This is a genomic window from Micromonospora sp. WMMA1976 (assembly GCF_027497335.1).
Classification (GTDB): Bacteria; Actinomycetota; Actinomycetes; order Mycobacteriales; family Micromonosporaceae; genus Micromonospora; species Micromonospora aurantiaca.
Map to the genome: position 1 here is coordinate 5,363,798 of NZ_CP114912.1, position 22,428 is coordinate 5,386,225.

The following is a 22,428-nucleotide window of genomic DNA, read 5'->3' on the forward strand; positions in this document are numbered from 1 at the left end:
GCGTGTGAGGGGTGCGTCCGGCCCCTCCCCCGTGCCCGGAGCCGGGAACGCGGCGGCCGGACAGCGACGGCCGACGACGCGGCGGGTCAGCCGACCGGCTGGGCGACGTTCTCCCGTACCCACTCGACGATCGACCCGGTGGTGGCACCCGGGGTGAAGATCTTCGCGACGCCGAGCCGCTCCAGCTCCGGGATGTCGGCCTCGGGGATGATGCCGCCGCCGAACACCACGATGTCGGTGGCGTCGCGCTCGGTGAGCAGTTCGACGACGCGCTTGAACAGCGTCATGTGCGCGCCGGAGAGCACCGACAGGCCGACCGCGTCCGCGTCCTCCTGGATGGCGGTCTCGACGATCTGCTCGGGCGTCTGGTGCAGGCCGGTGTAGATGACCTCCATGCCGGCGTCACGCAGGGCACGGGCGACCACCTTCGCTCCCCGGTCGTGGCCGTCCAGGCCGGGCTTCGCGACGACGACCCGGATACGAGAGCTCATCTGCGCACACCTTTCACCGGCACTCCTGACCTGAACGAACGGTAACCCGGCCGGACGGGAGGCGGGAAGCGGGGCCGGACCTTCCCACATACGAGCCGCCCCCCTACCGCCCACCCGGGTACGCGGAAAGCCGGACACCTCCGCCGTTCGGTCACTGTCCGCGACGAATGGGCAGTCGACGGGCCATCCGACTGGCGGCACGAGATATGACAAGGCCGGATGGAATTGGACATAACGAATCGGCATTTCGGCGCTTCGGCTTGTGACAGGAGTGGCTGTTGGCTAACGTGTCCACGGTTGTCATCAGGTCCACGGACGGGTGACGACGCGACACCGGAGGTTCGACAGAGCTTCACCGAACGGTCCGGAGTCGCATCGGATCCCCGACAACGGAGGGTGTGCGTGCGCCAGCGCCTGTCGTCTGAGCCCGATCGCTATCGCGGCCGCCGCCGCGTACCCACCCCCCCGCGGAGCCGCTACGCCGCGGTGGTCACCACCGCGTTCGTCGGCGCCGGCATCGTCGCCATCGGCGCGAACGCCCTTCCCGACGCCAAGAGCGTCAACCCGTCGGTCCTGGACGAGCTCCGGCAGGCCTCGGTCGCCAGCCAGGACGCCGCCGCCCGCGCCGACAGCGCGGACGTCCCCTCCCGTTCCGACCGCTCCGACCGCAAGGCCGCCGAGCAGGACCCGTGGCTCCTGCCGCTGCACGGCTACGACTTCAAGTCCCCCTACGGCATGCGCTGGGGCAAGCTGCACACCGGCATCGACCTGGTCGCCCCGGAGGGCACGCCCTACAAGGCGGTCCACGCCGGCACCGTCACCAAGGCCGGCTGGTTCGGCGGCTACGGCTACGCCGTCATCGTCCAGCACTCCGACGGCAGCGAGGCCATCTACGGCCACTCCTCCGCGGTGACGGTCAAGGAGGGCCAGGAGGTGAAGGCCGGCGACCAGCTCGGCCTGGTCGGCAACACCGGCCACTCCTACGGCTCCCACCTGCACCTCGAGATCCATGTCAAGGGCCAGCCGCAGGACCCGGTGGCGTTCCTCAAGGATCGCGGAGTGGACATTCAGCTCGAAGTCGAGGCGCTTTACAGCGACGCAGCCGCGTCCTGACGCTCCGTAACGCCTCTTAACCGCCCGGACCGCACGGTCCGGGCGGTTTCGTCTGTGCCGATGTCTGCCACGTCACACCGACGAGTGTGAGCGGGAGCACAACCACCGAAGATCGTCTCTTCGGCCGAACCGGCCGGCCGGTGGAAAACCGGACGTGCCGCGACGGCCACGCGCCACCGCCTCCGCACCCCCATACCCGCTGCGACCTGCACCGACACCAGTATTTCGAGGTCACGTGCCCCTCGAAACCGATGAAGGATTCCGTGCAGCACAGCAGCCCCACCCCGGACAACGCTCCCGCCCGGCACCGGCGCCCGCGCCGAGCCCGGCGCGCCGTCTACGTGGTCACCGGCGCGGTGGCAGTGCTCGGCCTCGGCATCGGTGGCGTGGTCGTCACCACCGCCCCGTCCGACCCCACCCCGGCCGCCGTCGACCTCGGCGTGGCGGCCCGCGCCGACGACGCCGCCCGCGCCGACCGCTCGGCCCGTGAGCCGGTCACCCCGTCCGCCGTACCGGCCAGCCCGTCGCCGAGCCCGAGCGCGAGCACGACCACCCCGGCGCCGAAGAAGACGGCGACCGCGAAGCCCAAGCCGAAGCCCAAGAAGACGACTGTGGCGAAGAAGCCCAGCTGGGTCGTCCCGATGAAGGGCGCCGACATCACGTCCTGCTACGGGCCCCGCTGGGGCACCCAGCACGCCGGCATCGACTTCGCCATGCCGGCCGGCACGCCGATCCACGCCGCCGCGGCGGGCACCGTGGTCAAGGCCGGTGACGTGGGCGACGGCTACGGCATCTCGGTCTTCATCGACCACCACAACGGCTACCTGACCCACTACGCCCACCAGAGCCGGCTCGCAGTCGCCGTGGGCGACACGGTCAAGGCCGGTCAGGTCATCGGGTACGAGGGCTCCACCGGCGACTCCACCGGCCCGCACCTGCACTTCGAGGTGCACCAGGGCACGATGTGGAACCAGATCGATCCGGCGCCGTTCCTGCGTGCCCGGGGCATCGACGTGGCCTGCTGACGCGGGCGATCCGTCGGCGTGGCCGAGCCGTCTCCGGCTCGGCCACGCCTCCATTTCGTCAGGGGGTCACCCGGGTGGCCGGGCTGTCGCCGGGCAGGCCCGACATGTCCGCCTCGACCGGCGGCACCGGAGTGGCGCCGAGGACGCTGCCGTCGGTGGCGTACGCGGTGAGCGTGGCCGGCTGGTCCGGCGGCACCCGGGTGGTGCCGGCGTTCGACGCGTCGAGCGTGACGGTGGCCGGGGGTTCACCGCCGACCGTGACCGTGACGCGGGCCGCGTCCGGCGGGGCGATCACCCGCACCTGGTCGGTGGGCGGACGGGTGCCGTCGTCGGCCCGGATCCGCCAGCCGATCGGCCTCCGGTCGGCGCCCTCGGCCGGCAGCAGCAGCCGCAGGTCGGTCCCCCAGCCGGTGCGGTGGTCGCCGTGCGTGGCGTACGCGATCACCCCGCCGCCCGCGGGCTGCACGGTGAGCAGCACGGCGGGCCGGCCGCCCTCGCTGCCCGACCAGCGCACCCGTACCGTCGTCCCGGCCGCCGGCAGGCGACTGTCGAGGAGTGCCCATCCGACGACTTCGCGCAGGTCGGCGTCGGCCAGCGGCGCGCCTCGGGCACCCCGCCGGGCAGCGGTGAGCAGGACGTCCATCTCCCGCGCGGTCGGGTCGATCCCGGCGTACGGGCCGCCGCCCAGGCCGCCCTGGAAGAGCACGTTGTTGTCGCGGCTCACCCGGACGACGGGTTCGCGCCGCAGCGGCCCGGGAGGCAGGACGGCGAACCCGACCCCGCTGCCGTCCGCCCTGGCGATGTCCTCGTACTCCAGCGTTCCCCTCGGCGTGTACCGAGGGTCGCCACTGATCGTGACAGCGGACTCCACGGGCCCGACGACGACAGCGAATCCGCCCCCGTCCGGACCGGCCTGCATCAGAGTCATGACCGGGTCGTCGACGCCCTCGCTGTGACCGGCGTAGCGCATCTGCCCGGCGCCGGCCCCGGCCGGGCCCACGTACCAGACCAGCGCCGCCTTGGTGAGCAGGCCGAACCGCAGCGGCACCGCCACCAGCGCGACCCGGCGGCCCGGCCGGTCACTGCCGTAGAGCAGACGGATCCGGTCGCGATCGCCGACCTTCCAGAAGCCGTCCGGCTTCGAGCCACCCAGTACGGTGGGGGTGCCCATCGCCGGATCGGCGCTGATCCGCTCCCGTAGCGCGTCCAGCCAGGCCCGATCGCCGGCCAGCGCGCCCCGGGGCGGCGCGTCCAGCAGCGCCGCCGGGGCGGCGGCGACAGCGATGCCGGGCGCCCAGCCCGGGAGGGGCACCAGGTTCGCCTGGACCCCGACGAGCGCGGCCACGACCGCCGCCACCGCCGCCCGGATCAGCCGGTTGCGCCGGTGCCGTCGCTCGCGCCTGGCGAACCCCGGCCACGGATCATCGGGTACGCCGACACCGTGCGCGGCCTGCCGCAGCGCGGGACCGAGCGTCGAACGGACGAAGCTCTCGGTCATGCCGGATCCTCCTGAAGCCGTACCGGGGACGCGGGGGCGGGTGCGGCGAACTCGGCCCGCAGCCGGGCCAGCCCGCGCGACGCCTGGCTCTTCACCGAGCCGACGGAGCAGCCGAGGACCCGGGCGGTGTCCGCCTCGCTGAGATCCTCGAAGTAGCGCAGCACCAGAACGGCCTGGGTTCTGGGCGGTAACCGGCGCAGCGCGGTGAGCAGCAGTCGCCGCTGCTCCACCTGCGCGTACGCGTCAGGCACCGGCGCGTTGTCGGAGGTCAGCAGCGGCACCTCCAGCGGCCGCCGCCGGCGCCGCCAGGAGATGGCCGTGTTGACCATCGCCCGGCGTACGTAGACCTCGGGCGCGTCCCGGCGCAGCACCCTCCCCCAGCGCCGATGGGTCTTCTCCAGCGCCGACTGCACCAGGTCCTCGGCCGTCCCCCGGTCGCCGGTCAGCAGGTAGGCCGTGCGGAGCAGCCTTGCCCACTGTCGTTGGACGAACAGCCGGAACTGCTCGTCGTCCTCGTCGCGGCTCACGCCACCTCCAGGTCGCATCCGTCTCGCGTCCACGAGCGGATGCAGAGGAAGACGCGACCGGTGCCGCCGGGGGTTGAGTGTCGCCTGGTTATGACCGCCCGGTGCTCAGAGCTTGTCGATCGGGGCGTGCCGCAGCACCAGCCACATGGTCTGGTCGCCGAAGTCGATCTGGACCCGGGCACCAGGCCCGGCACCCTCCACCGCCAGCACCCGGCCCAGGCCGTACCGCTGGTGGTTGACCCGGTCCCCGGCCGAGACCTTCGGGGCCTGCTTCAGCTCGCTCGCGGTGGCCAGGCGGCTGGCGTCCACGCCCAGCCGCTTCGCCAGCTCGGTCGCCTTGGGCGTGCCGCCGGCGAAGCCGCCGCGGCCCAGCCGGTCCGCCCGGCCACCGACACCACCGCCCCCGCCACCCCACGAGGTGTACGACCCTTCGGTGCGCTCCCAGCGGACCAGCTCCGGCGGCAGCTCCTCCAGGAACCGCGACGGCGGGTTGTAGGCGGGCGCGCCCCAGGCGGACCGGGTCACCGCGCGGGACAGGTAGAGGCGCTGGCGGGCCCGGGTGATGCCCACGTACGCCAGCCGCCGCTCCTCCTCCAGCTCGCGGGTGTCGCCGAGCGAGCGCAGGTGCGGGAAGACGCCGTCCTCCAGGCCGGTCAGGAAGACCACCGGGAACTCCAGGCCCTTGGCGGTGTGCAGCGTCATCAGGGTGACCACGCCTTGGTGGTCCGGGTCGTCGGAGGGGATCTGGTCGGCGTCGGCGACCAGCGCCACCTGCTCCAGGAATCCGGCCAGCGTGGCCCGCTCGTCGTCGGCGCCGAGCGCCTCGATCCGCTCGGTGTACTCCCGGGCGACGCTCACCAGTTCCTGGAGGTTGTCCACCCGGCCGGCGTCCTGCGGGTCGAGGCTCTCCTCCAGCTCGGCGAGGTAGCCCGAGCGGGTCAGCACCGCCTCCAGCACCTCCTCCGGGGTGCCGGTGTCGGCCAGCTCCCGCGCCGCGTCGAGCAGCGCGACGAACTCGGCGATGCCGTTCGCCGCCCGGGTCGAGATGCCCGGCGCGTCCTTGGCCCGGCGCAGCGCGGCGCCGAAGGAGATGCGGTCCCGGGCACTCAGCGCCTCCACGCACGCCTCGGCCCGCTCGCCGATCCCCCGGCGCGGGGTGTTGAGGACCCGGCGCAGGCTCACCGTGTCGTCGTCGTTCACCACCGCGCGCAGGTACGCGAGCGCGTCGCGGACCTCCTTGCGCTCGTAGAAGCGCACCCCGCCGACCACCTTGTAGGGCAGGCCGACCCGGATGAACACCTCCTCGAACACGCGGGACATGGCGTTTGTGCGGTAGAACACCGCCACGTCACCCGGGCGGGTCTCGCCGTCGTCGACCAGCCGGTCGATCTCCCGGGCCACCCAGTCGGCCTCGGCGTGCTCGGTGTCGGCGACGTACCCGACGATCTGCTCGCCGGACCCGGCGTCGCTCCACAGCCGCTTCGGCTTGCGCGAGGTGTTGCGGTCGATCACCGCGTTTGCCGCGTTGAGGATGGTCTGGGTCGAGCGGTAGTTCTGCTCCAGCAGGATCGTGCGGGCGTCGGTGAAGTCCCGCTCGAACTCCAGGATGTTGCGGATGGTCGCGCCACGGAACGCGTAGATCGACTGGTCGGCGTCACCGACCACGCACAGCTCGGCCGGCGGGATCCCCTCGGTGCCGGAGACCAGCTCCTTGATCAGCACGTACTGGGCGTGGTTGGTGTCCTGGTATTCGTCGACGAGCACGTGCCGGAACCGGCGCCGGTAGCTCTCCGCCACGTGCGGGTGCGACTGGAGCAGGTGCACCGTCGTCATGATCAGGTCGTCGAAGTCCAGCGCGTGCGCCTCGCGCAGCCGCCGCTGGTAGAGCGTGTACGCCTCGGCCAGCGCGCGCTCGTTCGGCCCCTTGGCGCGGCCGGCGAACTCCTCCGGGTCGACCAGCTCGTTCTTCAGGTTCGACACCTGGGCGGCAAGGCCCCGGGCCGGGTAGCGCTTCGGGTCCAGGTCCAGCTCGCGGGCGACCATCTGCATCAACCGGCGCGAGTCGTCCGCGTCGTAGATCGAGAACGTCGACTTAAGGCCGGCGTGCTCGTGCTCGGCCCGCAGGATGCGTACGCAGGCGGAGTGGAACGTGGAGACCCACATGAGCCGGGCGCGCGGGCCGACCAGCGCGGCCACCCGCTCCTTCATCTCGCCGGCGGCCTTGTTGGTGAACGTGATCGCGATGATCTCGCCGGGGTGCACGTCGCGGGCGGCGAGCAGGTAGGCGATCCGGTTGGTCAGCACCCGGGTCTTGCCGGAGCCGGCACCGGCCACGATCAGCAGCGGGGAGCCGGCGTGGGTCACCGCGTCCCGCTGGGGGCCGTTCAGGCCGTCGAGGAGGGCCTGCGGGTCCGACCCGGCGCCCGCGGAGCGGCGGGCCGGGGTGGGCCGGGACTCCGGCGCGGGCGGGGATGTGGGAATGTCGAAGAGAGGATGCATCGCAGCCCGAGTCTATGCCGCCGGGCGGACACTTCCCCGCCCGCGCCACCGCTCGACGTCTCACCTGTTGGTGCGTCTTCTTGCGCGCCCGCCCAGGTGGTCGGCATACTCGACGACGTGTTCGATCAGCGCTCCTACTTTTACTACGGCACCGGGAGTCCGGCAGCCGTGGGTCGCGCCTGATCACAGACCTACGAACCGCCCCGGGCTCCCCAGAGCCCGGGGCGTTTTCGTTCCGGGATCCGGGTACCGGGCCCGAGCCCCGAGAGGGACGACGATGATGACTGACGTGGTGGACGGCAGCCTGGCGCGCGACGGCCGGCCGGCCGGCGGCGACCCGACCGGTGCCGCGGCGGCCCGGACCGGCACCGACGACGCGGCGGCGGCGGAGCGGATCGGTGAGATCCGGCGGCGCATCGACGAGATCGACCGCACCCTCATCGCGCTCTGGCAGGAGCGGGCCGCGCTCTCCCAGGAGGTCGGCGCGACCCGGATGGCCTCCGGCGGCACCCGGCTGGTGCTCTCCCGCGAGCGGGAGATCCTGGAACGGTTCCGCGCCGAGCTCGGCGCCGACGGCACGCAGCTCGCGCTCCTGCTGCTGCGCGCCGGTCGCGGCCCGCTGTGACGCGGTGACGTCCCCGGATACGACGAACCGCCTGCCGGCGTCGAGCTGACGCCGGCAGGCGGTCCGGAACGGATCAGGCCACCTCGTGGGTGACGACGATCTCCCGCTTCTCCGCGAAGTGGCAGGCGCTCGGGTGGTCCGAGCCCGACCGGATCTGGAGCAGCGGCACCTCCTGGGCGCAGACGTCCTGCGCCTTCCAGCACCGGGTGCGGAACCGGCAGCCCGAGGGCGGGCTTACCGGCGACGGCACGTCGCCCTGGAGCCGGATGATCGCCTTGCTCTCGCGCACGGTCGGGTCCGGCACCGGCACCGCCGACAGCAGCGCCTGGGTGTACGGGTGGGTCGGCCGCTCGTAGATCTCGTCCTCGGTGCCGATCTCCACCATCTTGCCCAGGTACATCACGGCGACCCGGTCGGAGAGGTGCCGCACCACGGACAGGTCGTGGGCGATGAAGACGTACGACAGCCCGAACTCGGCCTGGAGCTTCTCCAGCAGGTTCATCACCTGGGCCTGGATCGAGACGTCCAGGGCCGACACCGGCTCGTCGCAGACGATCACCTCGGGCCGCAGCGCCAGCGCCCGGGCGATGCCGATGCGCTGCCGCTGGCCGCCGGAGAACTGGTGCGGGTACCGGTTGATGTGCTCCGGGTTGAGGCCGACCAGGTCGAGCAGCTCCTTGACCTTGCCGCGCCGGCTGCCGCGCGGAGCCACCTCGGGGTGGATCTCGAACGGCTCGCCGATCAGGTCACCCACAGTCATCCGGGGGTTCAGCGAGGTGTACGGGTCCTGCATCACCAGCTGGATCTGCCGGCGCAGCCGCCGCAGCGCGCCACCGGAGAGCTTGGAGATGTCCTGGCCCTTGTAGAGCACCTGACCGGAGGTCGGCTTCTCCAGGTTCATCAGCACGCGGGCGAGCGTCGACTTGCCGCAGCCCGACTCGCCGACCACGCCGAGCGTCTCGCCAGCCTTGAGGTCGAAGGAGACGCCGTCGACCGCCTTGACCTGGCCGATGGTCTTCTTGAACACCACGCCCCGGGTCACGGGGTAGTGCTTGACCAGGTCGCGGACCTCGATGATGTGTTCAGTCACGGTTCACCAGTTCCTCGGCGAAGTGGCAGGCGCTGGCCCGGCCGTTGCCCAGTTGCAGCAGCGGCGGGACCTTCTCCCGGCACACCGGCTGCGCCATCGGGCAGCGCGGGTTGAACGCGCAGCCCGTCGGGATGTTCATCAGGTTCGGCGGGAGGCCCTTGATGGTGCGGAGCTCCTGCCCCTTCTCGTCCATCCGCGGGATCGAGTTGAGCAGGCCGAGCGTGTACGGGTGTCCCGGCTTGCGGTACAGGTCGTAGACGTCGGCTTCCTCGACGATCCGGCCGGCGTACATGACCGCGATCCGGTCCGCGACGTCGGCGACCACGCCGAGGTCGTGGGTGATCAGGATCATGCCCATCTGCCGTTCCCGCTGGAGTTCGCCCAGCAGGTCCATGATCTGGGCCTGCACCGTCACGTCCAGCGCGGTGGTCGGCTCGTCGGCGATCAGCACCTCGGGGTCAAGCGCCAGCGACATGGCGATCATGGCGCGCTGCCGCATACCGCCGGAGAACTGGTGCGGGTAGTTGCTGAACCGGCCCTTGGCGTTGGGGATCTTCACCTGGTCGAGCATCTCGATCGCGCGCTTCTTGGCGTCCGAGCGGCTCATGCCGCGCCGGATGCGGAACTGCTCGGCGATCTGGAAGCCGACAGTGAAAACCGGGTTGAGGGCCGAGAGCGAGTCCTGGAAGATCATGGCGATGCCCTCGCCACGGATCCGCCGCCGCTGCTCGGGGGACATGGTGAGCATGTCCTTGCCGTGGAAGCGGACCTTGCCGCCGGTGACGAAGCCGGGCGGGGTGTCCAGGATGCCCATGATGGTCTGCGCGGTGACGCTCTTGCCGGAGCCGGACTCGCCGAGCACGGCGAGGGTCTCCCCCGCGTCGACGTGGTACGTGACTCCGTTGATGACCTTGGCGACGCCGTCCCGGGTGCGGAACTCCACCCGAAGGTCGTCGACCTCGAGCAGGCGGCCCGAGGGGCGGCCGGATCCGTCGGCGCCCGGCGAGGACTGCTCGGACACGAGAATGTCGGACAACTCAGTTCCCCTATCGGAGCTTCGGGTCGAGGGCCTCGCGGACCGCCTCGCCGAGCATGACGAAGCTCAGCACTGCGGTGACGAGGAACGCGGAGGGGAAGAACAGCAGGAACGGCGAGACCCGGATGTAGTTCTGCGCCTCGCTGATCATGATGCCCCAGGAGACCACCGGGCTCTTCAGGCCGATGCCCAGGAACGAGAGCGTGGCCTCGGCGCCGATGAACGAGCCGACCATGATCGTGCCGTAGACCAGCAGCGGGGCCAGGCAGTTCGGCAGCAGGTGCTTGAGGATGATCCGGCCGGTGCCGGCGCCGAGCGCGCGGGCCGCGACGATGTAGTCGGCCTCCTTGGTGGCGAGCACCGAGGAGCGCATCAGCCGCATCACGACCGGCCAGCTCAGCACGCTCAGGGACAGGATGACCAGGCCCATGATCGTCCACTCGCCGTTGTCGCTGCCGGACCCGTTGAACGTGGTCAGGATGACGATCGAGCCGAGCACGAACGGCAGGCCGAAGAAGATGTCCGCCACGCGGGACAGCAGCGCGTCCACCCAGCCGCCGCGGTAGCCGGCGATGATGCCCATCGCGCCACCGACGAGAAGCGTCAGGACGGTGGAGACCACCGCGACCACGATCGAGGCACGGGCGCCGTAGATGACCCGGGCGTAGACGTCACGGCCCTGCACGTCGTAACCGAACCAGGCGGAGGACGAGGGCTCGACCCGGCTGCGCTCCAGCGTGCCGTTCACGGCGTCGCCGGAGGTGAACAGGAACGGGAAGGCCGCCATCACGAGGAACAGCACGATGAAGGTCGCCGAGATCCAGAACAGCGGCTTGCGGCGCAGGTCGATCCAGGCGTCGCCGAGCAGGCCACGGGGCTTCTGCTGCTTCGCGCTCTCCGGCAGGCCGGCGTTTGTGGGAGCGCCCGAACCGGCCTCGGTGGGCATGGTCGCGGGCGGCGTCGACACGATCGACGCGGTACTCGGGTCACTCATGCCCGCACCTCGCTGCGCTCGGCGCGGGCGTGGTTGCCCGCGCAGACTGCTGGGAAGAATCGTTCGCTGCGACGGTCACTCATAGCGGATCCTCGGGTCGAGGGCGGCGTAGAGCAGGTCGACCACCAGGTTCATGATGAGATAGACGAGCACCAGCACCACCACGATGCCGACAACGGTAGCGCTCTCCTTCGTCACGATCGAGCGGAGCACCTGGCGGCCGATGCCGTTGATACCGAAGATGCCCTCCGTCACGATCGCGCCGCCCATCAGGGCGCCGAGGTCGGTGCCGAGCAGGGTGACGACCGGGATGAGCGAGTTGCGCAGCAGGTGCACGCCGACCACGCGGCGCATGGGCAGGCCCTTGGCGATCGCGGTACGCACGTAGTCGGCACGCCGGTTCTCGGCGATGCTCGTACGCGCCACCCGGGCGATGTACGCCATCGATGCGCTTCCGAGCACGAAGCCCGGCACGATCAGTTCACTGAACCGCATCTCGTTGGACACGGTCGGGTTGATGATGCCCCACTTCACACCGAGCAGCCACTGCAGCACGAAGCCGATGACGAAGACGGGCAGGGCGATCAGGAAGAGGGTGGAGACCAGGACCAGGTTGTCCAGGAAGCCGTTGCGCCGCAGGCCGGTGAGAATGCCCGCGCCGAGACCGATCACGGCCTCGATGGCGAGGGCTACCACCGCCAGCTTCAGGGTGTTCGGGTACGACGTGGCGATGATGTCGCTGATCTCGCGACCGCCGAACGTGATCCCGAAGTCCCCCTGCACGAGGTTCTTCATGTAGCTCGCGTACTGCACCCAGATCGACTCGTCGAGGTTGTACTTCTCGGTCATCATGGCCCGGTAGTTGGGCGGGCAACCGCGGTCGCCGCACTTACCGGCGAAGGGGTCACCGGGCACGGACCAGACGAGCCAGTAGATCAGGAACGTCGTACCGATGAACACCGGCACGAGTTGCAGCAGCCGTCTCAAGAGATAACGGCCCATGGGGTGGTCCTCCAGACAGGGAGCGCCGGGGCGGGCCGGCGCGGCGGCGACAACGTTGCGAGGGGTTCGTTGTACACCCCCTCGCGGAACGGCCCCGGGTCGGGCTCACCGGTAGGCGAGCCCGACCCGGGGTCAGACCGTTCGGATCAGAGCTCGACCGAGGTGATGTCGAGCTCACCGACGTTGGACAGCTCCAGCTTCTTGATCTTCTCCGAGTGGCCGGACTGCTGGCCACCGAAGTAGATCGGCATGGAGGGGACGTCCTGGTCGATCAGCTTGACGGCATCAGCGAACTTCTTGTGGGCCTCCTCGAGGCTGGGGGCCGCGGAGGCCTCCTTGGCGAGGGCGTCCACCTGCGGGTTGCTGTACTTGCCGTCGTTCGAGGAACCACCGGTGACGTAGAGCGGGTTGATCCAGTTCTCGACGTCCGGGTAGTCCTGCTGCCAACCGGCCCGGTAGGCACCGGTCATCTTGTAGGCGTTGATGTTGGCGCGGAAGACCGCGAAGGTCGGCACGCCGACGGCAACCGCGTCGATGTTCAGGTTGGTCTTGATCTGCTGCGCGACGGCCTCCATCCACTCCTTGTGGCTGGCGTCCGCGTTGTACGACAGGGTCAGCTTGCCCTGGAAGCCACCGGCCTCCTGGAGGAGCTGCTTGGCCTGGGCCACGTCGAACTTGCAGGCGGTGCAGTTGCCCGGCTCGGCGCCCGGGGTCAGCGGGTTGGCCCAGCTGTCGGCCGGCTTGCGGTTACCGAAGAAGATCTTGTCGGTGATCGACTGCCGGTCGATGGACAGCGAGATCGCCTTGCGCAGCTTCGGGTTCTGGAAGCGCTTGTCGTAGATCGGGAAGGCGATGATGCCGGTCGACGGGGTGGTCGAGGCCATGGCCCGGTCGCCCAGGTCGGTCTTCCACTTCTCACCGGCCAGCGCGGAGACCGGAACCTGCTGCTGGAAGTCCAGGTTGCCGGCGAGCAGGTCGTTGTACGCCGCCGTGTCGTCCTGGTAGATCTTGACGGTGACGTCCTTGATCTTCATCTTGTCGCGCAGGCTGTAGTCGTCGAAGCGGGTCAGCTTGATCTCGACGTCGTCCTGCCAGGAGACGAGGCTCACCGGGCCGTTACCGATCGGCTTCTTGCCGAAGTCGGCCGGGGTGGACGAGAAGAACGCGTCCGGCAGCGGCATGAAGGCGCTGTAGCCCAGCTTGGTCGGGAACACGGCGGTCGGCGCGGAGAGCGTGACCTCGAAGTTCCAGTCGTCGACGACCTTCAGGCCGGACATCTCCTTGGCCTTCGGCTCCGGGGCCTTCTGCGGGCCGTCCGGGCCGTCCGGGTCCTCGGTGAAGACCTCGTCGAAGCCCTGGATGTCGGAGAAGAAGGAGGCGTTCTGCGCGCCGTTCGGGCCGTACGCAGCCCAGTTCCAGGCCTTGACGAAGCTCTCGGCCTTGACGGTGGTGCCGTCGTGGAACTTGGTGTTCTGCTTGATCTTGATCTTGAAGACCTTCGAGTCGCTCGTGTCGATCGACTCGGCGAGCAGGTTCTGCGGCGCCCCACCGTTGTTGGGGTACTCGACCAGGCCGCTCCACAGCCAGTCGACGACCTTGCCGCCACCGGTCTCGGTGGTGTTCGCCGGAACCAGGGGGTTCTCCGGCTGGGTGCCGTCGATGACGATCGCGCCGTCCTTGCTGGCGCCGGCGTCGCCACCGTCGTTGTTCCCGCTGGAGCAGCCGGACGCGACGAGCGCGAATGCCGCGCCCACCGCGAGCGCGCCGCTCGCCCGCTTCGAGACTCTCATTCCGAGGGGCCTCCTCTTTCTAACCTGGTTCCGTCGTGAGTTTCACGCACGTCTTTGGGGGTGACACCACCGGCGACCCGAACCGCAGGACACCGGTTTACCGCAGAGGAATTCGGGACACCCCAGGGGTACCGATCCGCCGGGCGCCACACCCTGGACGAGGCACCGCGCAGGGTCGGCGGCCACGCAGCGGCGCGAAAGACGGCGTCACGTGGTCGACGGGCCCGACGAGGTGCCTCACACCGGGGGGTGAGGTGCTGCCACTGTGACACCAACCGGCCCTTTCCGTGAAGGTGCCGTTATCAAGCCGTTAGTTGGTCGCCACGTTGCCGATACTTGAGAAAAGATCACAAAGCGCACGGACGATAGGGCCCTGAACAGGCAAGACGGGCATAGAAGGGTCGACAAGCATCCCTGCGCCAGGGAGGTTGTGACGTTCACCGCGCCGGTCTCGGCGCCTCCCACGGGCAGGCGACTGTCGCGTTTTCTGTCCGTCCGGATGATGCCACGCCGACTGAGCGGGCGACAGCGTCACCCAGGGGTACGAGGCCGCCGAGGCCCCGCCCCCGGCGGACGCGGGATTCCTAGACCAGCCGGCGGTCGGCGGCCCAGCGGGACAGCTCGTACCGGTTCGACATCTGGAGCTTGCGCAACACGTTGGAGACGTGCGTCTCGACCGTCTTGATCGAGATGTACAGCTCCTTGGCGATCTCCTTGTACGCGTAGCCCCGGGCGAGCAGCCGCAGCACCTCGCGCTCGCGGTTGGTGAGCTGGTCCAGCTCGGGATCGGCCACCGGCGCGTCCGGCCGGGAGGCGAACGCGTCGAGCACGAACCCGGCCAGCCGCGGGCTGAACACGGCGTCGCCGTCGGCCACCCGCCGGATCGCGTCGGTCAGCTCCTCCGGCGAGATCGTCTTCGTGACGTACCCCCGCGCGCCGGCGCGGATCAGGCCGATCACGTCCTCGGCGGCGTCGGAGACGCTCAGCGCCAGGAACCGCACCTGCGGGTGGGTACGCCGCATCGCCTCCAGCACCGCGCGGCCGCCGCCGTCGGGCATGTGCACGTCGAGCAGCACCACGTCCGGCGCGGTGGCCGCGATCCGGGTCACCGCCTCGGCCACCGAGCTGGCCTCGCCGACCACCTCCACCCGCGCCCCCAGCTCGGCGCGGACGCCGGCCCGGAACATCGCGTGGTCGTCGACGAGGAACACCCGCAGCGGCCCGCGCGGAGCCGTACCCTCGACCGGTTCCTGCTCGGACATGTCACTTGTCCCTTTCCGCCGTGGAGCCGGAGCCGCTGATCGGCAGGATCAGCCGGACCTCGGTCCCTTCACCCGGCTCGGACCGGATCTCCGCCCGGCCGCCGTGCCGCTTCATCCGTCCGATGATCGAGCCCCGGACGCCGTGCCGGTGATTCTCCACCGTATCCGGGTCGAAGCCCTTGCCCCGGTCCCGGACGAACACGCTCACCTGCTCCGGCTCCACCTCGGCGTACAGCGAGACGGTCTGCACGCCGGCGTGCCGGGCCGCGTTGACCAGGGCCTCCCGGGCGGCGGCCACGATCGCGCCCACCTTCTCGTCGGTCTCCCGGTCGCCGACCACCACCACCTCGACGGTGATGGCGAACGTGTCCTCCACCTCGGCGGCGGCCTGCTCCAGCGCGGCCGCGAAGCGCTCGGTGGGCGACGCGGTCGGTTTGTAGAGCCAGTTGCGCAGCGAGCGCTCCTGACCGCGGGCCAGCCGCTGCACCGTCTTGACGTCGCTGGCGTTGCGCTGGATCAGGGCCAGCGTGTGCAGCACCTGGTCGTGCACCATCGCGGCCAGTTCGGCGCGCTCCTGCTCCCGGATGCGGCCCTCCCGCTCGGAGCGGAGCTGGTTCCAGGTGCGCCAGAGCACCGGACCGGTGACCACACCCACGCCGGCCAGCCCGACCAGCGCGAAGATCACGCCGTTGAGCACCGCGTCGAAGTTCTGCGCCGGCGAGTAGACGGCGGCCACGCCGATGATGCCGACCGCGACGAGCACGCCGCCGCCGATGAAGCGCAGCACGAACGCGCGCCTGTCGCTCTCCTCCACCACCGCGCCCAGCCAGGGCACCGCCGAGTCGCCCCACTGCCGGCGGCGCTCCGGGGCGGCCTGGTGCCAGATGACGCCCGCGCCGACCGCGATGATCGCCACCAGCCAGCCGGCGGTGCCGGCCGCGCCCACCGAGTTGAACGCCACCACCTGGAGCAGCAGCACGCCGAGCCCGATCACCACGAACGGCAGCAGCTGGGCCGGGTCACGGCGGGGCGGGACGGCGGTGTCGCCGGGGCGGGGCGGGACCACTGCCCAGAAGGCGGCGTAGAGCAGCAGCCCGAGCCCGCTCAGCCCGAGCAGCACCATGAACGCCACGCGTACCCGCAGCACCGGGATGCCCAGGTGCTCGGCGATGCCCGCGGCCACGCCGGCGGCCAGCCGGTGCTCGGTGGCCCGGTAGAGGCGCGGGGCGTGCGGGGCGGGGGTGCTGCTGATCGGAGGCTCCCAGGTCGAGGCGGATGTGCCGGCGGCGCGCCGACGCTCAGATCGTCACACGGTTGCGAGGCCGCGGACCACGGGGACGCCCCGGAGTTTCACCGGCGGCGGATCTCAGGGTGGGGTCAGGGTCGGGTCCGGAGGCTGCTCGGGCGGCCGGGGCAGCAGTATCGAAGGCATGAACGAGGACGCTGCCCGTCCGCCCCGCCCCTGGGCGGCAGCACAGGACACCCCGCCGCCGCCCCCGCCGGGACCGGCGCCCGCCACCGACCAGGCGAGCCCGCCGCCCGGCGGCACGCCGTTCGCCGGTCCACCACCCGGTGGGTACGCCCCACCGCCCGGCGCCGCCGGCTTCACCACCCGGTACGGCCTGGTACGCCCCCGCGAGGGCCGCTACCTGGCCGGGGTGTGCGCCGCCATCGGCCGGGCCACGAACACCGATCCGGTGCTGTGGCGCGTGCTGCTGGCCGTGCTCGGCTTCTTCGGCGGCATCGGCATCATCGTGTACGTCGCAGGCTGGCTGATCATCCCTGGCGAGGGCGACACCGCCTCCCCGGTGGAGGCCATGCTCGGCCGGGGCCGGTCCAGCATGTCGCCGATCACGGTGATCGTGCTCGGCATCGTGGTGGCGCTCGGCTTCGCCTACGTGGTCACGGACGGGTTCCGGGCGATCCTGCTCGGTGCGGTGATCCTGATCGGCGGCGCGCTCCTGCTCAACCGCGAGCAGCGCGGCCCGGCGCAGCGGCCGGCTCAGCCGGTGCCGCCGCACGGTCCCCCGCCGGGTCCGGTGCCGCCGGTGGCCTGGCCCGCGCCGCCGGCCCCGGCGCCGGGTACGTGGACCGCGGCTCCCCCCGCGGCCCCGTGGACCGGCACGCCCGCCGGACCGGCACACCCCGGCGCGGCGCCGTCCGGCGGCCTGCCCGTCGAGCCCGGCTACCCGCCGGCCGGCCGGCCCGAGCCGGGCTATCCCCCGGTGCCCGCCTCCCCGGCGCCCTCCGCCGAGCGGGGCTACCCGCCGGCGTCCTCCCCCGAGCCCGGTTCCGAGCCGGGGCGCCCGGTCACGTCCGAGGCGGAGCGCGAGCCGGGCCCCTCCGGGCCCGCTACCGGCTACCCGACGCTGCCGGCGCCGGGCTGGCCCGCCGCGGCAGGGACCCGGCCGGGCCCGTCCGAGCCGACGACGGTAGGGATGCGGCACGTGACCGGGCCGGTCGCCGACACCGCCGCCTGGCCCGCGTACGGCGGGAACCCGGGCGCACGCGACGCCGGTGCCCGGCTGGACGAGCCGGTCGCCGTGCCGCCGCCCGCGCCGGTCGGCGCACCGCTGCCGCCCGGCGGGTACCGGCCGCCGTTCGCCCCGCACGGCCCCTACGCCGGATCGCCGCCAGTCACGCCACCGGTACGGCCGCCGCGACCGCCGAAGCGGCCCAAGGAGCGCTCGCCGCTCGGCGCGATCACGTTCTCGCTGATCTTCCTGGCGCTCGGCGTGGTGGCGATGCTCGACCTGCTCGACGTCTTTCCGGTCGGCGCCGCCGGCTACTTCGCCGCGGTGCTCGCGACCATCGGCCTCGGCCTGCTCGTCGGCACCTGGTTCGGCCGGGCGCGGTGGCTGATCGCCCTGGGCCTGGTGACCGCGGCGGCGCTCGGCATCGCCACGGTCGCCGAGTCCTACGACCGGGTACGCGGCATCGACGGCAACGTCACCTGGGCCCCGACCGACCTGCGCGACCTGGCGAACCGGTACGAGAACAACCTCGGTGACGCCACGCTCGACCTGCGCGGGATCGACTTCGACAAGCAGGACGTACAGGTGACGGTCGACGTGAACCTCGGCAACGCGACAGTGGTCGTACCGCCGGACGTCGACGTCACCACGGTGGCCGACGTGAACGCCGGCGACGCCACCGTCTTCGGCCGGAGCAGCGGCGGGCTCGGCGGTCGTCAGTGGGAGACCACCGATGTCGGCGCCGACGGTCCCGGTGGGGGCAAGCTGCGCCTCTTCGTCCACGTGAACGCCGGCAAGCTGGAGGTGACCCGGTGAAGGCACACCGTACCGACGTGGTGTCGTTCGCTTTCGGACTCGTCTTCCTCGGCCTGTCCGTCTGGTGGCTGCTGGCCCGGATCCTCGGTCTCTCCGTACCGCCGGTCGGCTGGTTCCTGGCCGGTGGGCTGGTGCTGATCGGCCTCCTCGGACTGATCGGCGCGCTGCGCTCGGGTCGCGCACCGGAGCAACCCGCGACGCCGCCCACGCCGGACGTCACGGTCTCGGCGCCGTACGGCTCCCCCGCCGCCGGCCCGGAGACGGCCGCCGGCCCGGGGACGCCCGACGGCGCCGACGAGTGGGCCATCGAGGCCACCACGGACTCCGCGGAACCGGCCACCCGCGAACTGCCGGCGCTCGATCCACCGGCCGACGAGGCGGCTCCCCAACGCCGTACGCCGGGGGATCCGGCCTGACCGCGCCACTGCGGCGCCCTTCGGACGCGGCCTATGCTGGTCGGCGGAGATCTCGCCTCCGCCGGCCGGCCCCGCCCCCGACCATGCCGGAGCCGCCGGTCGGGTCGCCGGAGCCGCCCCGTCCGTTCGCTATCTCGTCAGGAGCCCGTCCGACATGACCCAGTCCCCCGCCGTGCGTGTCACCGGTCCCACCGGTGCGGTCCGCATCGGCGAGCGCGCCGCCCGCACGCTCGTCAGCGAGTTCGCCCGGCGTAACGACCCGAAGGCCGGCCTGCTGGTCGGCGCGACCCCGGAGTCCGCGGTGCTGGCCGCCGCGGTCGAGGCACTGCTGCCCGGCGACCGGCTCACCGTGGTGCCGGCGGAGGGCGCCGCGGCGGCCGCGCTGCGCGACCACGTCACCGCGCAGGGCCGCTGGGTCGCCGACCGGGTACGCGTGGTCGACACCCTCGCCGAGGCGGACGCCGCCGCGGTGGTGGTCGTCGCCGAGCCGTTCACCGGCAGCGCGGACGAGGCGCGCGTCGCGATCGACGGGCTGGCGAAATACCTGGCCGAGGGCGCGGTGCTGAGCGTCGCCGCGCCGCTGTTCCGCACCGAGGGCGCCGACGGCGAGCTGGACCGGCAGGGCGTGCTCCACGGCGTACGCAGCGACCTGGTGCTGCGCAACACCCCGCCGGTACGCGTGCACCACCTGCGGTTCACCCCGGCACCGGTGGCGCTCGCGGCCTCGCTGTCCCCGGCGTACCGGCCGTCGAGCGTGCCGCTGACCCGGGGCATGCACATCGACTCCAACGGCGTGGCCGCGGCGGGCATCACGCTCGGCCTGGCCGCCCTGGCCCGGGCCGCGCGGCCGAAGTCGAAGCTCTGGCTGCTGCCGGCGCTGGCCGCCGCGCCGGTGGCCGCGTTCTTCCGGGACCCGGAGCGGGACGTGCCGGAGGACCCGTCGGCGGTCGTCGCCTCGGCGGACGGTCAGGTGCTGTCCGTGCAGCGCCTGCAGGACGAGCGCTTCGGTGACGGCGAGTGGCTGCGGATCGCGGTGTTCCTGTCGGTGCTGGACGTGCACGTCAACCGCTCCCCGGTGGCCGGCAAGGTGGTCGACTACTTCGTCGCCGACGGCGGGTTCGTCAACGCCATGAAGCCTGATGCCGAGCACAACGTGGCGGCGTACACGGTGCTGGACACCGACCACGGCACCGTCGTGGTGGCGCAGCGCACCGGGCTGATCGCCCGCCGGATCGTGCAGCGGGCGCCTGTCGGCTCGCTGCTGGCCCGGGGTGAGCGCTTCGGCCTGATCCGGTTCGGCTCGCGTACCGACGTCTACCTGCCGGCCGACGCCGCGGACCCGCTGGTCGGTCCGGGCGACAAGGTGGTCGGCGGTGCGACGGTGATCGCCCGCTGGCGCTGAGCGCCGGACACGAAGAAGGGGCGCCGCTGCAGCGGCGCCCCTTCTTGCGTTCTCGGATCAGGCCGTACGGCGCTGATGCAGCCAGAGCAGCGGCCCGCTGACCAGGTAGCCCACCACCACGAACGCGAAGGTGAGCCGGATGTCGACGAGCGCGCCGATCACCGGGGCCAGCCAGAGCCACGGCGGCAGCTTCAGCAGCCGGGCGAGCTTCGCGTACGGGAAGCTGGACACCATGGCGAAGGCGAGCAGCGCCACGCCGGCCACCATGACCAGGCCGGGGACCGGCACGCCGATCGCCACGGTCAGGGCGAGCACCGCCGCCGCCATGGTGGTCGGCACGCCGCAGAAGAAGCGGCCGTCCTTCGGCGAGACGTTGAACCGGGCGAGACGGATCGCCGCGCAGGCGGCGACGAGCGCGCAGGAGACCGCGGCGGCCGCCGGGGGCACCGAACCGGCCAGCGAGGCGTAGACCACTACCGGCGCGGCGAGGCCGAACGAGCACATGTCGGCGAGCGAGTCCATCTGCGCGCCGAACGGGCTGGCCACCCCGAGCTTGCGGGCCAGCGCGCCGTCGAGGCCGTCGAACGCGACGCACGCGATCAGGCAGATCGCGGCGAGCTGCACGTCACCGCGCATGGCCAGGAAGATGGCCAGCATGCCGAGCATGAGGCTGCTCAGCGTGCACGCGTTGACGAGCGCGAACTTGGCCCGGCGGGCGGCGGTGCGCTCACCCGGCAGGAGCGGGATCGACATCGCCGGGGACTCGTCGTCGACCGGGATGGCCGGGGCGAGCGCCGGGCTCACCGGGCGTACCGCTTCGATGTCGGTGTCGAGCCGGCCGTAGCGGATGCGCTGGCGGTCGGAGTAACGGTGGTCGGGGGTGACCAGGTCGGTCCCCGAGACGGCCGCGCCGTCCCGGCGGCCCACCCGGACCAGCAGCACCTGGCGGGCGAACGTGCTGCTGCGGCGCAACCTGCCCGCCCAGCGACGCCCTGCGGGGCGCGGACTGTCAGTCGTACGACGCCGGCGCCATGGGGCTCTCGGCACGTTTCCTCCATCACCGGATCGGCTGGCCGCCCACGGTGGGGCGGGTGTCCGGCTGTCTCGTGCCGGACCTTTCGGGTCCGGCAGCCCTTTTGCGGAGTACACCATTGCACAGGGGACAGGGGCTTGGCGATAGCTGCCGGCGGTACTTATATCTCCCTTAACCGCGCGAACCGCCCACTCATTCCCATCTCGGGCCTCAACGCCCGTTTTCGTCGGTCAGCCGTACTTCCGACTGTACCGGAGGTCACCCAGGGCGGCTCGGCGAGCGATTCAGCTCACCCGCTGCCCGGTGGCCCGGGCCGCCACGTCGGTCATCGACAGACCGGTGACCTGCTCCCTGTCGAACCAGGCGGCCCGCGCGGTCGAGCCGCCGGCCAGCTCGGTCACCACCGCGTCGGTCGGCGCGTCCACCCGTACCCGGTAGATCACCCGGACGCCGTGCCAGTCCAGCGGGCGGCCCTCCGGCCCGAGCGCGGCCGGATTGTGCAGGTTGTCCACGGCGATCAGGTCGACCACCCGGCCCAGCTGCCCGGCCTCCTCGACCAGCTCGCGCAGCAGCCCGGCGGCCGGTTGCTCGCCGTGGTCGGTGCCGCCCCCGGGCAGGTGCCAGCGACCCGCGCCCGGATACCCGTCGGCGATCATGGTGAGCAGCACCCGGTCGGCCGGGTCGGTGACCAGCCCGTACGCGGCGAAGCGCTGCCGGCGGTCGACGGACGGCCCGGCCGGTCCGCCGGGCAGCGCCCGGGGCAGGCCGGTCGGCAGCGGAGTCACCGGCAGGCCGAGCAGCTCGGCGGTGAACGGCATCAGCGCCCGGGTGGCGGCCTCCTCGGGGGCGAACCAGCCGACCTCGTCGCTGCCGCCGGCCGGCTCGGGCCGCAGCCGTCCGCCGCGCGCCTCCACCTCGAAGATCAGCCGATCGGTGTGCAGCGCGATCCCCAGGTCGGCGAACGCGGCCACGTCGGCCACCGCGGCCCGGATCGTGCCGGGCGCCACGGTCAGGCCGGTCTCCTCGGCGAACTCGCGTACCACGGTGTCGGCCGGGTGCTCCGCGTGCTCGACGCTGCCACCGGGCAGCTGCCACACCCCCGGGTACGGGCACTGCGCCGAGCCACGCGCCAGCAACACCCGCCCCTCGGAGTCCCGCAACACCCCGTAGGCCCCGACCCGCCGCAGCTGTTCCACCCGCACCACTCCCCCGCACCCGAGCGACCCACTCCGTCGATCATGAGGTTAGCGGTACCGAGGCGGACATTTCGCGCCGTCAACTTCATGATCGCCGGGGTGAGGGCCCGGGGTGGGGCCCGGGTGAGGGGCCGGGGTG

General features: G+C 72.0%; 19 protein-coding genes. 6 read left to right on the top strand and 13 right to left on the bottom strand.

Annotation, left to right across the window (positions count from 1 at the left end; genetic code table 11):
* Positions 1–86: 86 nt before the first annotated feature.
* Positions 87–491 carry a cobalamin B12-binding domain-containing protein gene (locus O7546_RS24625; RefSeq protein ID WP_013288515.1) on the bottom strand — a complete coding sequence of 135 codons (405 nt, stop codon included), beginning with the start codon at positions 489–491 and terminating at the stop codon, positions 87–89.
* A gap of 402 nt (positions 492–893) precedes the next feature.
* Here O7546_RS24625 and O7546_RS24630 point away from each other — a divergent pair, with 402 nt between their 5' ends.
* Together O7546_RS24630 and O7546_RS24635 are read left to right on the top strand one after the other, a co-directional pair.
* Positions 894–1,604, top strand: coding sequence for a M23 family metallopeptidase (locus tag O7546_RS24630; RefSeq protein WP_281600087.1), 711 nt, complete (start codon positions 894–896; stop codon positions 1,602–1,604).
* 251 nt (positions 1,605–1,855) lie between these two features.
* The gene (locus O7546_RS24635) at positions 1,856–2,629 is read left to right on the top strand and encodes a M23 family metallopeptidase (RefSeq protein WP_281600088.1); all 774 of its coding nucleotides are present in this window, start codon (positions 1,856–1,858) and stop codon (positions 2,627–2,629) included.
* Between the two features lie 58 nt (positions 2,630–2,687).
* Here the strand turns inward: O7546_RS24635 and O7546_RS24640 are convergent, their stop codons facing one another.
* From O7546_RS24640 to pcrA, 3 genes are all read right to left on the bottom strand, one after another.
* Positions 2,688–4,127 carry a hypothetical protein gene (locus tag O7546_RS24640; RefSeq protein ID WP_194801353.1) on the bottom strand — a complete coding sequence of 480 codons (1,440 nt, stop codon included), beginning with the start codon at positions 4,125–4,127 and terminating at the stop codon, positions 2,688–2,690.
* Positions 4,124–4,654, bottom strand: a complete 531-nt coding sequence (locus O7546_RS24645; protein ID WP_269697639.1) for a SigE family RNA polymerase sigma factor — start codon at positions 4,652–4,654, stop codon at positions 4,124–4,126. Before O7546_RS24645 ends, O7546_RS24640 begins: the two co-directional genes overlap by 4 nt.
* 105 nt (positions 4,655–4,759) lie before the next feature.
* Positions 4,760–7,153, bottom strand: coding sequence for a DNA helicase PcrA (pcrA, locus tag O7546_RS24650; RefSeq protein ID WP_194801355.1), 2,394 nt, complete (start codon positions 7,151–7,153; stop codon positions 4,760–4,762).
* Between the two features lie 277 nt (positions 7,154–7,430).
* On the opposite strand from pcrA, the gene O7546_RS24655 reads away from it, so the two are divergent.
* Positions 7,431–7,778 carry a chorismate mutase gene (locus tag O7546_RS24655; RefSeq protein ID WP_194801356.1) on the top strand — a complete coding sequence of 116 codons (348 nt, stop codon included), beginning with the start codon at positions 7,431–7,433 and terminating at the stop codon, positions 7,776–7,778.
* A 73-nt stretch (positions 7,779–7,851) separates the two neighbouring features.
* On the opposite strand, the gene O7546_RS24660 is transcribed toward O7546_RS24655, so the two are convergent.
* The 7 genes from O7546_RS24660 to O7546_RS24690 all read right to left on the bottom strand — a co-directional run bounded on the left by O7546_RS24660 (position 7,852) and on the right by O7546_RS24690 (position 16,204).
* Positions 7,852–8,868, bottom strand: a complete 1,017-nt coding sequence (locus O7546_RS24660; RefSeq protein WP_194801357.1) for a dipeptide ABC transporter ATP-binding protein — start codon at positions 8,866–8,868, stop codon at positions 7,852–7,854.
* On the bottom strand, positions 8,861–9,889 hold the full coding sequence (locus O7546_RS24665; RefSeq protein WP_194801533.1) for an ABC transporter ATP-binding protein: 1,029 nt from the start codon (positions 9,887–9,889) through the stop codon (positions 8,861–8,863). Before O7546_RS24665 ends, O7546_RS24660 begins: the two co-directional genes overlap by 8 nt.
* Before the next feature lie 25 nt (positions 9,890–9,914).
* Complete coding sequence (locus tag O7546_RS24670) at positions 9,915–10,898, bottom strand: ABC transporter permease (protein WP_269697640.1); 984 nt, start codon at positions 10,896–10,898, stop codon at positions 9,915–9,917.
* A 75-nt stretch (positions 10,899–10,973) separates the two neighbouring features.
* Positions 10,974–11,900 (bottom strand): ABC transporter permease, encoded by a 927-nt coding sequence (locus tag O7546_RS24675; protein ID WP_194801359.1) that lies wholly within the window; start codon positions 11,898–11,900, stop codon positions 10,974–10,976.
* A gap of 146 nt (positions 11,901–12,046) precedes the next feature.
* Positions 12,047–13,690: an ABC transporter substrate-binding protein gene (locus O7546_RS24680; protein ID WP_281600089.1), complete on the bottom strand. Its 1,644-nt coding sequence runs from the start codon at positions 13,688–13,690 to the stop codon at positions 12,047–12,049.
* Between the two features lie 584 nt (positions 13,691–14,274).
* Positions 14,275–14,952, bottom strand: coding sequence for a response regulator transcription factor (locus O7546_RS24685; protein WP_030501521.1), 678 nt, complete (start codon positions 14,950–14,952; stop codon positions 14,275–14,277).
* 1 nt (position 14,953) lies between these two features.
* On the bottom strand, positions 14,954–16,204 hold the full coding sequence (locus O7546_RS24690) for an ATP-binding protein (protein WP_194801534.1): 1,251 nt from the start codon (positions 16,202–16,204) through the stop codon (positions 14,954–14,956).
* Positions 16,205–16,382: 178 nt separating this feature from the next.
* On the opposite strand from O7546_RS24690, the gene O7546_RS24695 reads away from it, so the two are divergent.
* The 3 genes from O7546_RS24695 (at position 16,383) to O7546_RS24705 (ending at position 20,060) form a co-directional block, all read left to right on the top strand.
* Positions 16,383–18,242 carry a PspC domain-containing protein gene (locus O7546_RS24695; RefSeq protein WP_269697641.1) on the top strand — a complete coding sequence of 620 codons (1,860 nt, stop codon included), beginning with the start codon at positions 16,383–16,385 and terminating at the stop codon, positions 18,240–18,242.
* Positions 18,239–18,658, top strand: coding sequence for a hypothetical protein (locus O7546_RS24700; RefSeq protein ID WP_194801363.1), 420 nt, complete (start codon positions 18,239–18,241; stop codon positions 18,656–18,658). The genes O7546_RS24695 and O7546_RS24700 overlap by 4 nt, the downstream gene beginning before the upstream one ends.
* Positions 18,659–18,812: 154 nt before the next feature.
* Complete coding sequence (locus O7546_RS24705) at positions 18,813–20,060, top strand: phosphatidylserine decarboxylase (RefSeq protein ID WP_194801364.1); 1,248 nt, start codon at positions 18,813–18,815, stop codon at positions 20,058–20,060.
* 57 nt (positions 20,061–20,117) lie between these two features.
* On the opposite strand, the gene O7546_RS24710 is transcribed toward O7546_RS24705, so the two are convergent.
* Positions 20,118–21,032, bottom strand: a complete 915-nt coding sequence (locus O7546_RS24710; RefSeq protein WP_281600090.1) for a phosphatidylcholine/phosphatidylserine synthase — start codon at positions 21,030–21,032, stop codon at positions 20,118–20,120.
* A gap of 345 nt (positions 21,033–21,377) precedes the next feature.
* Positions 21,378–22,289, bottom strand: a complete 912-nt coding sequence (locus O7546_RS24715; RefSeq protein ID WP_281600091.1) for an NUDIX domain-containing protein — start codon at positions 22,287–22,289, stop codon at positions 21,378–21,380.
* Positions 22,290–22,428 lie beyond the last annotated feature (139 nt).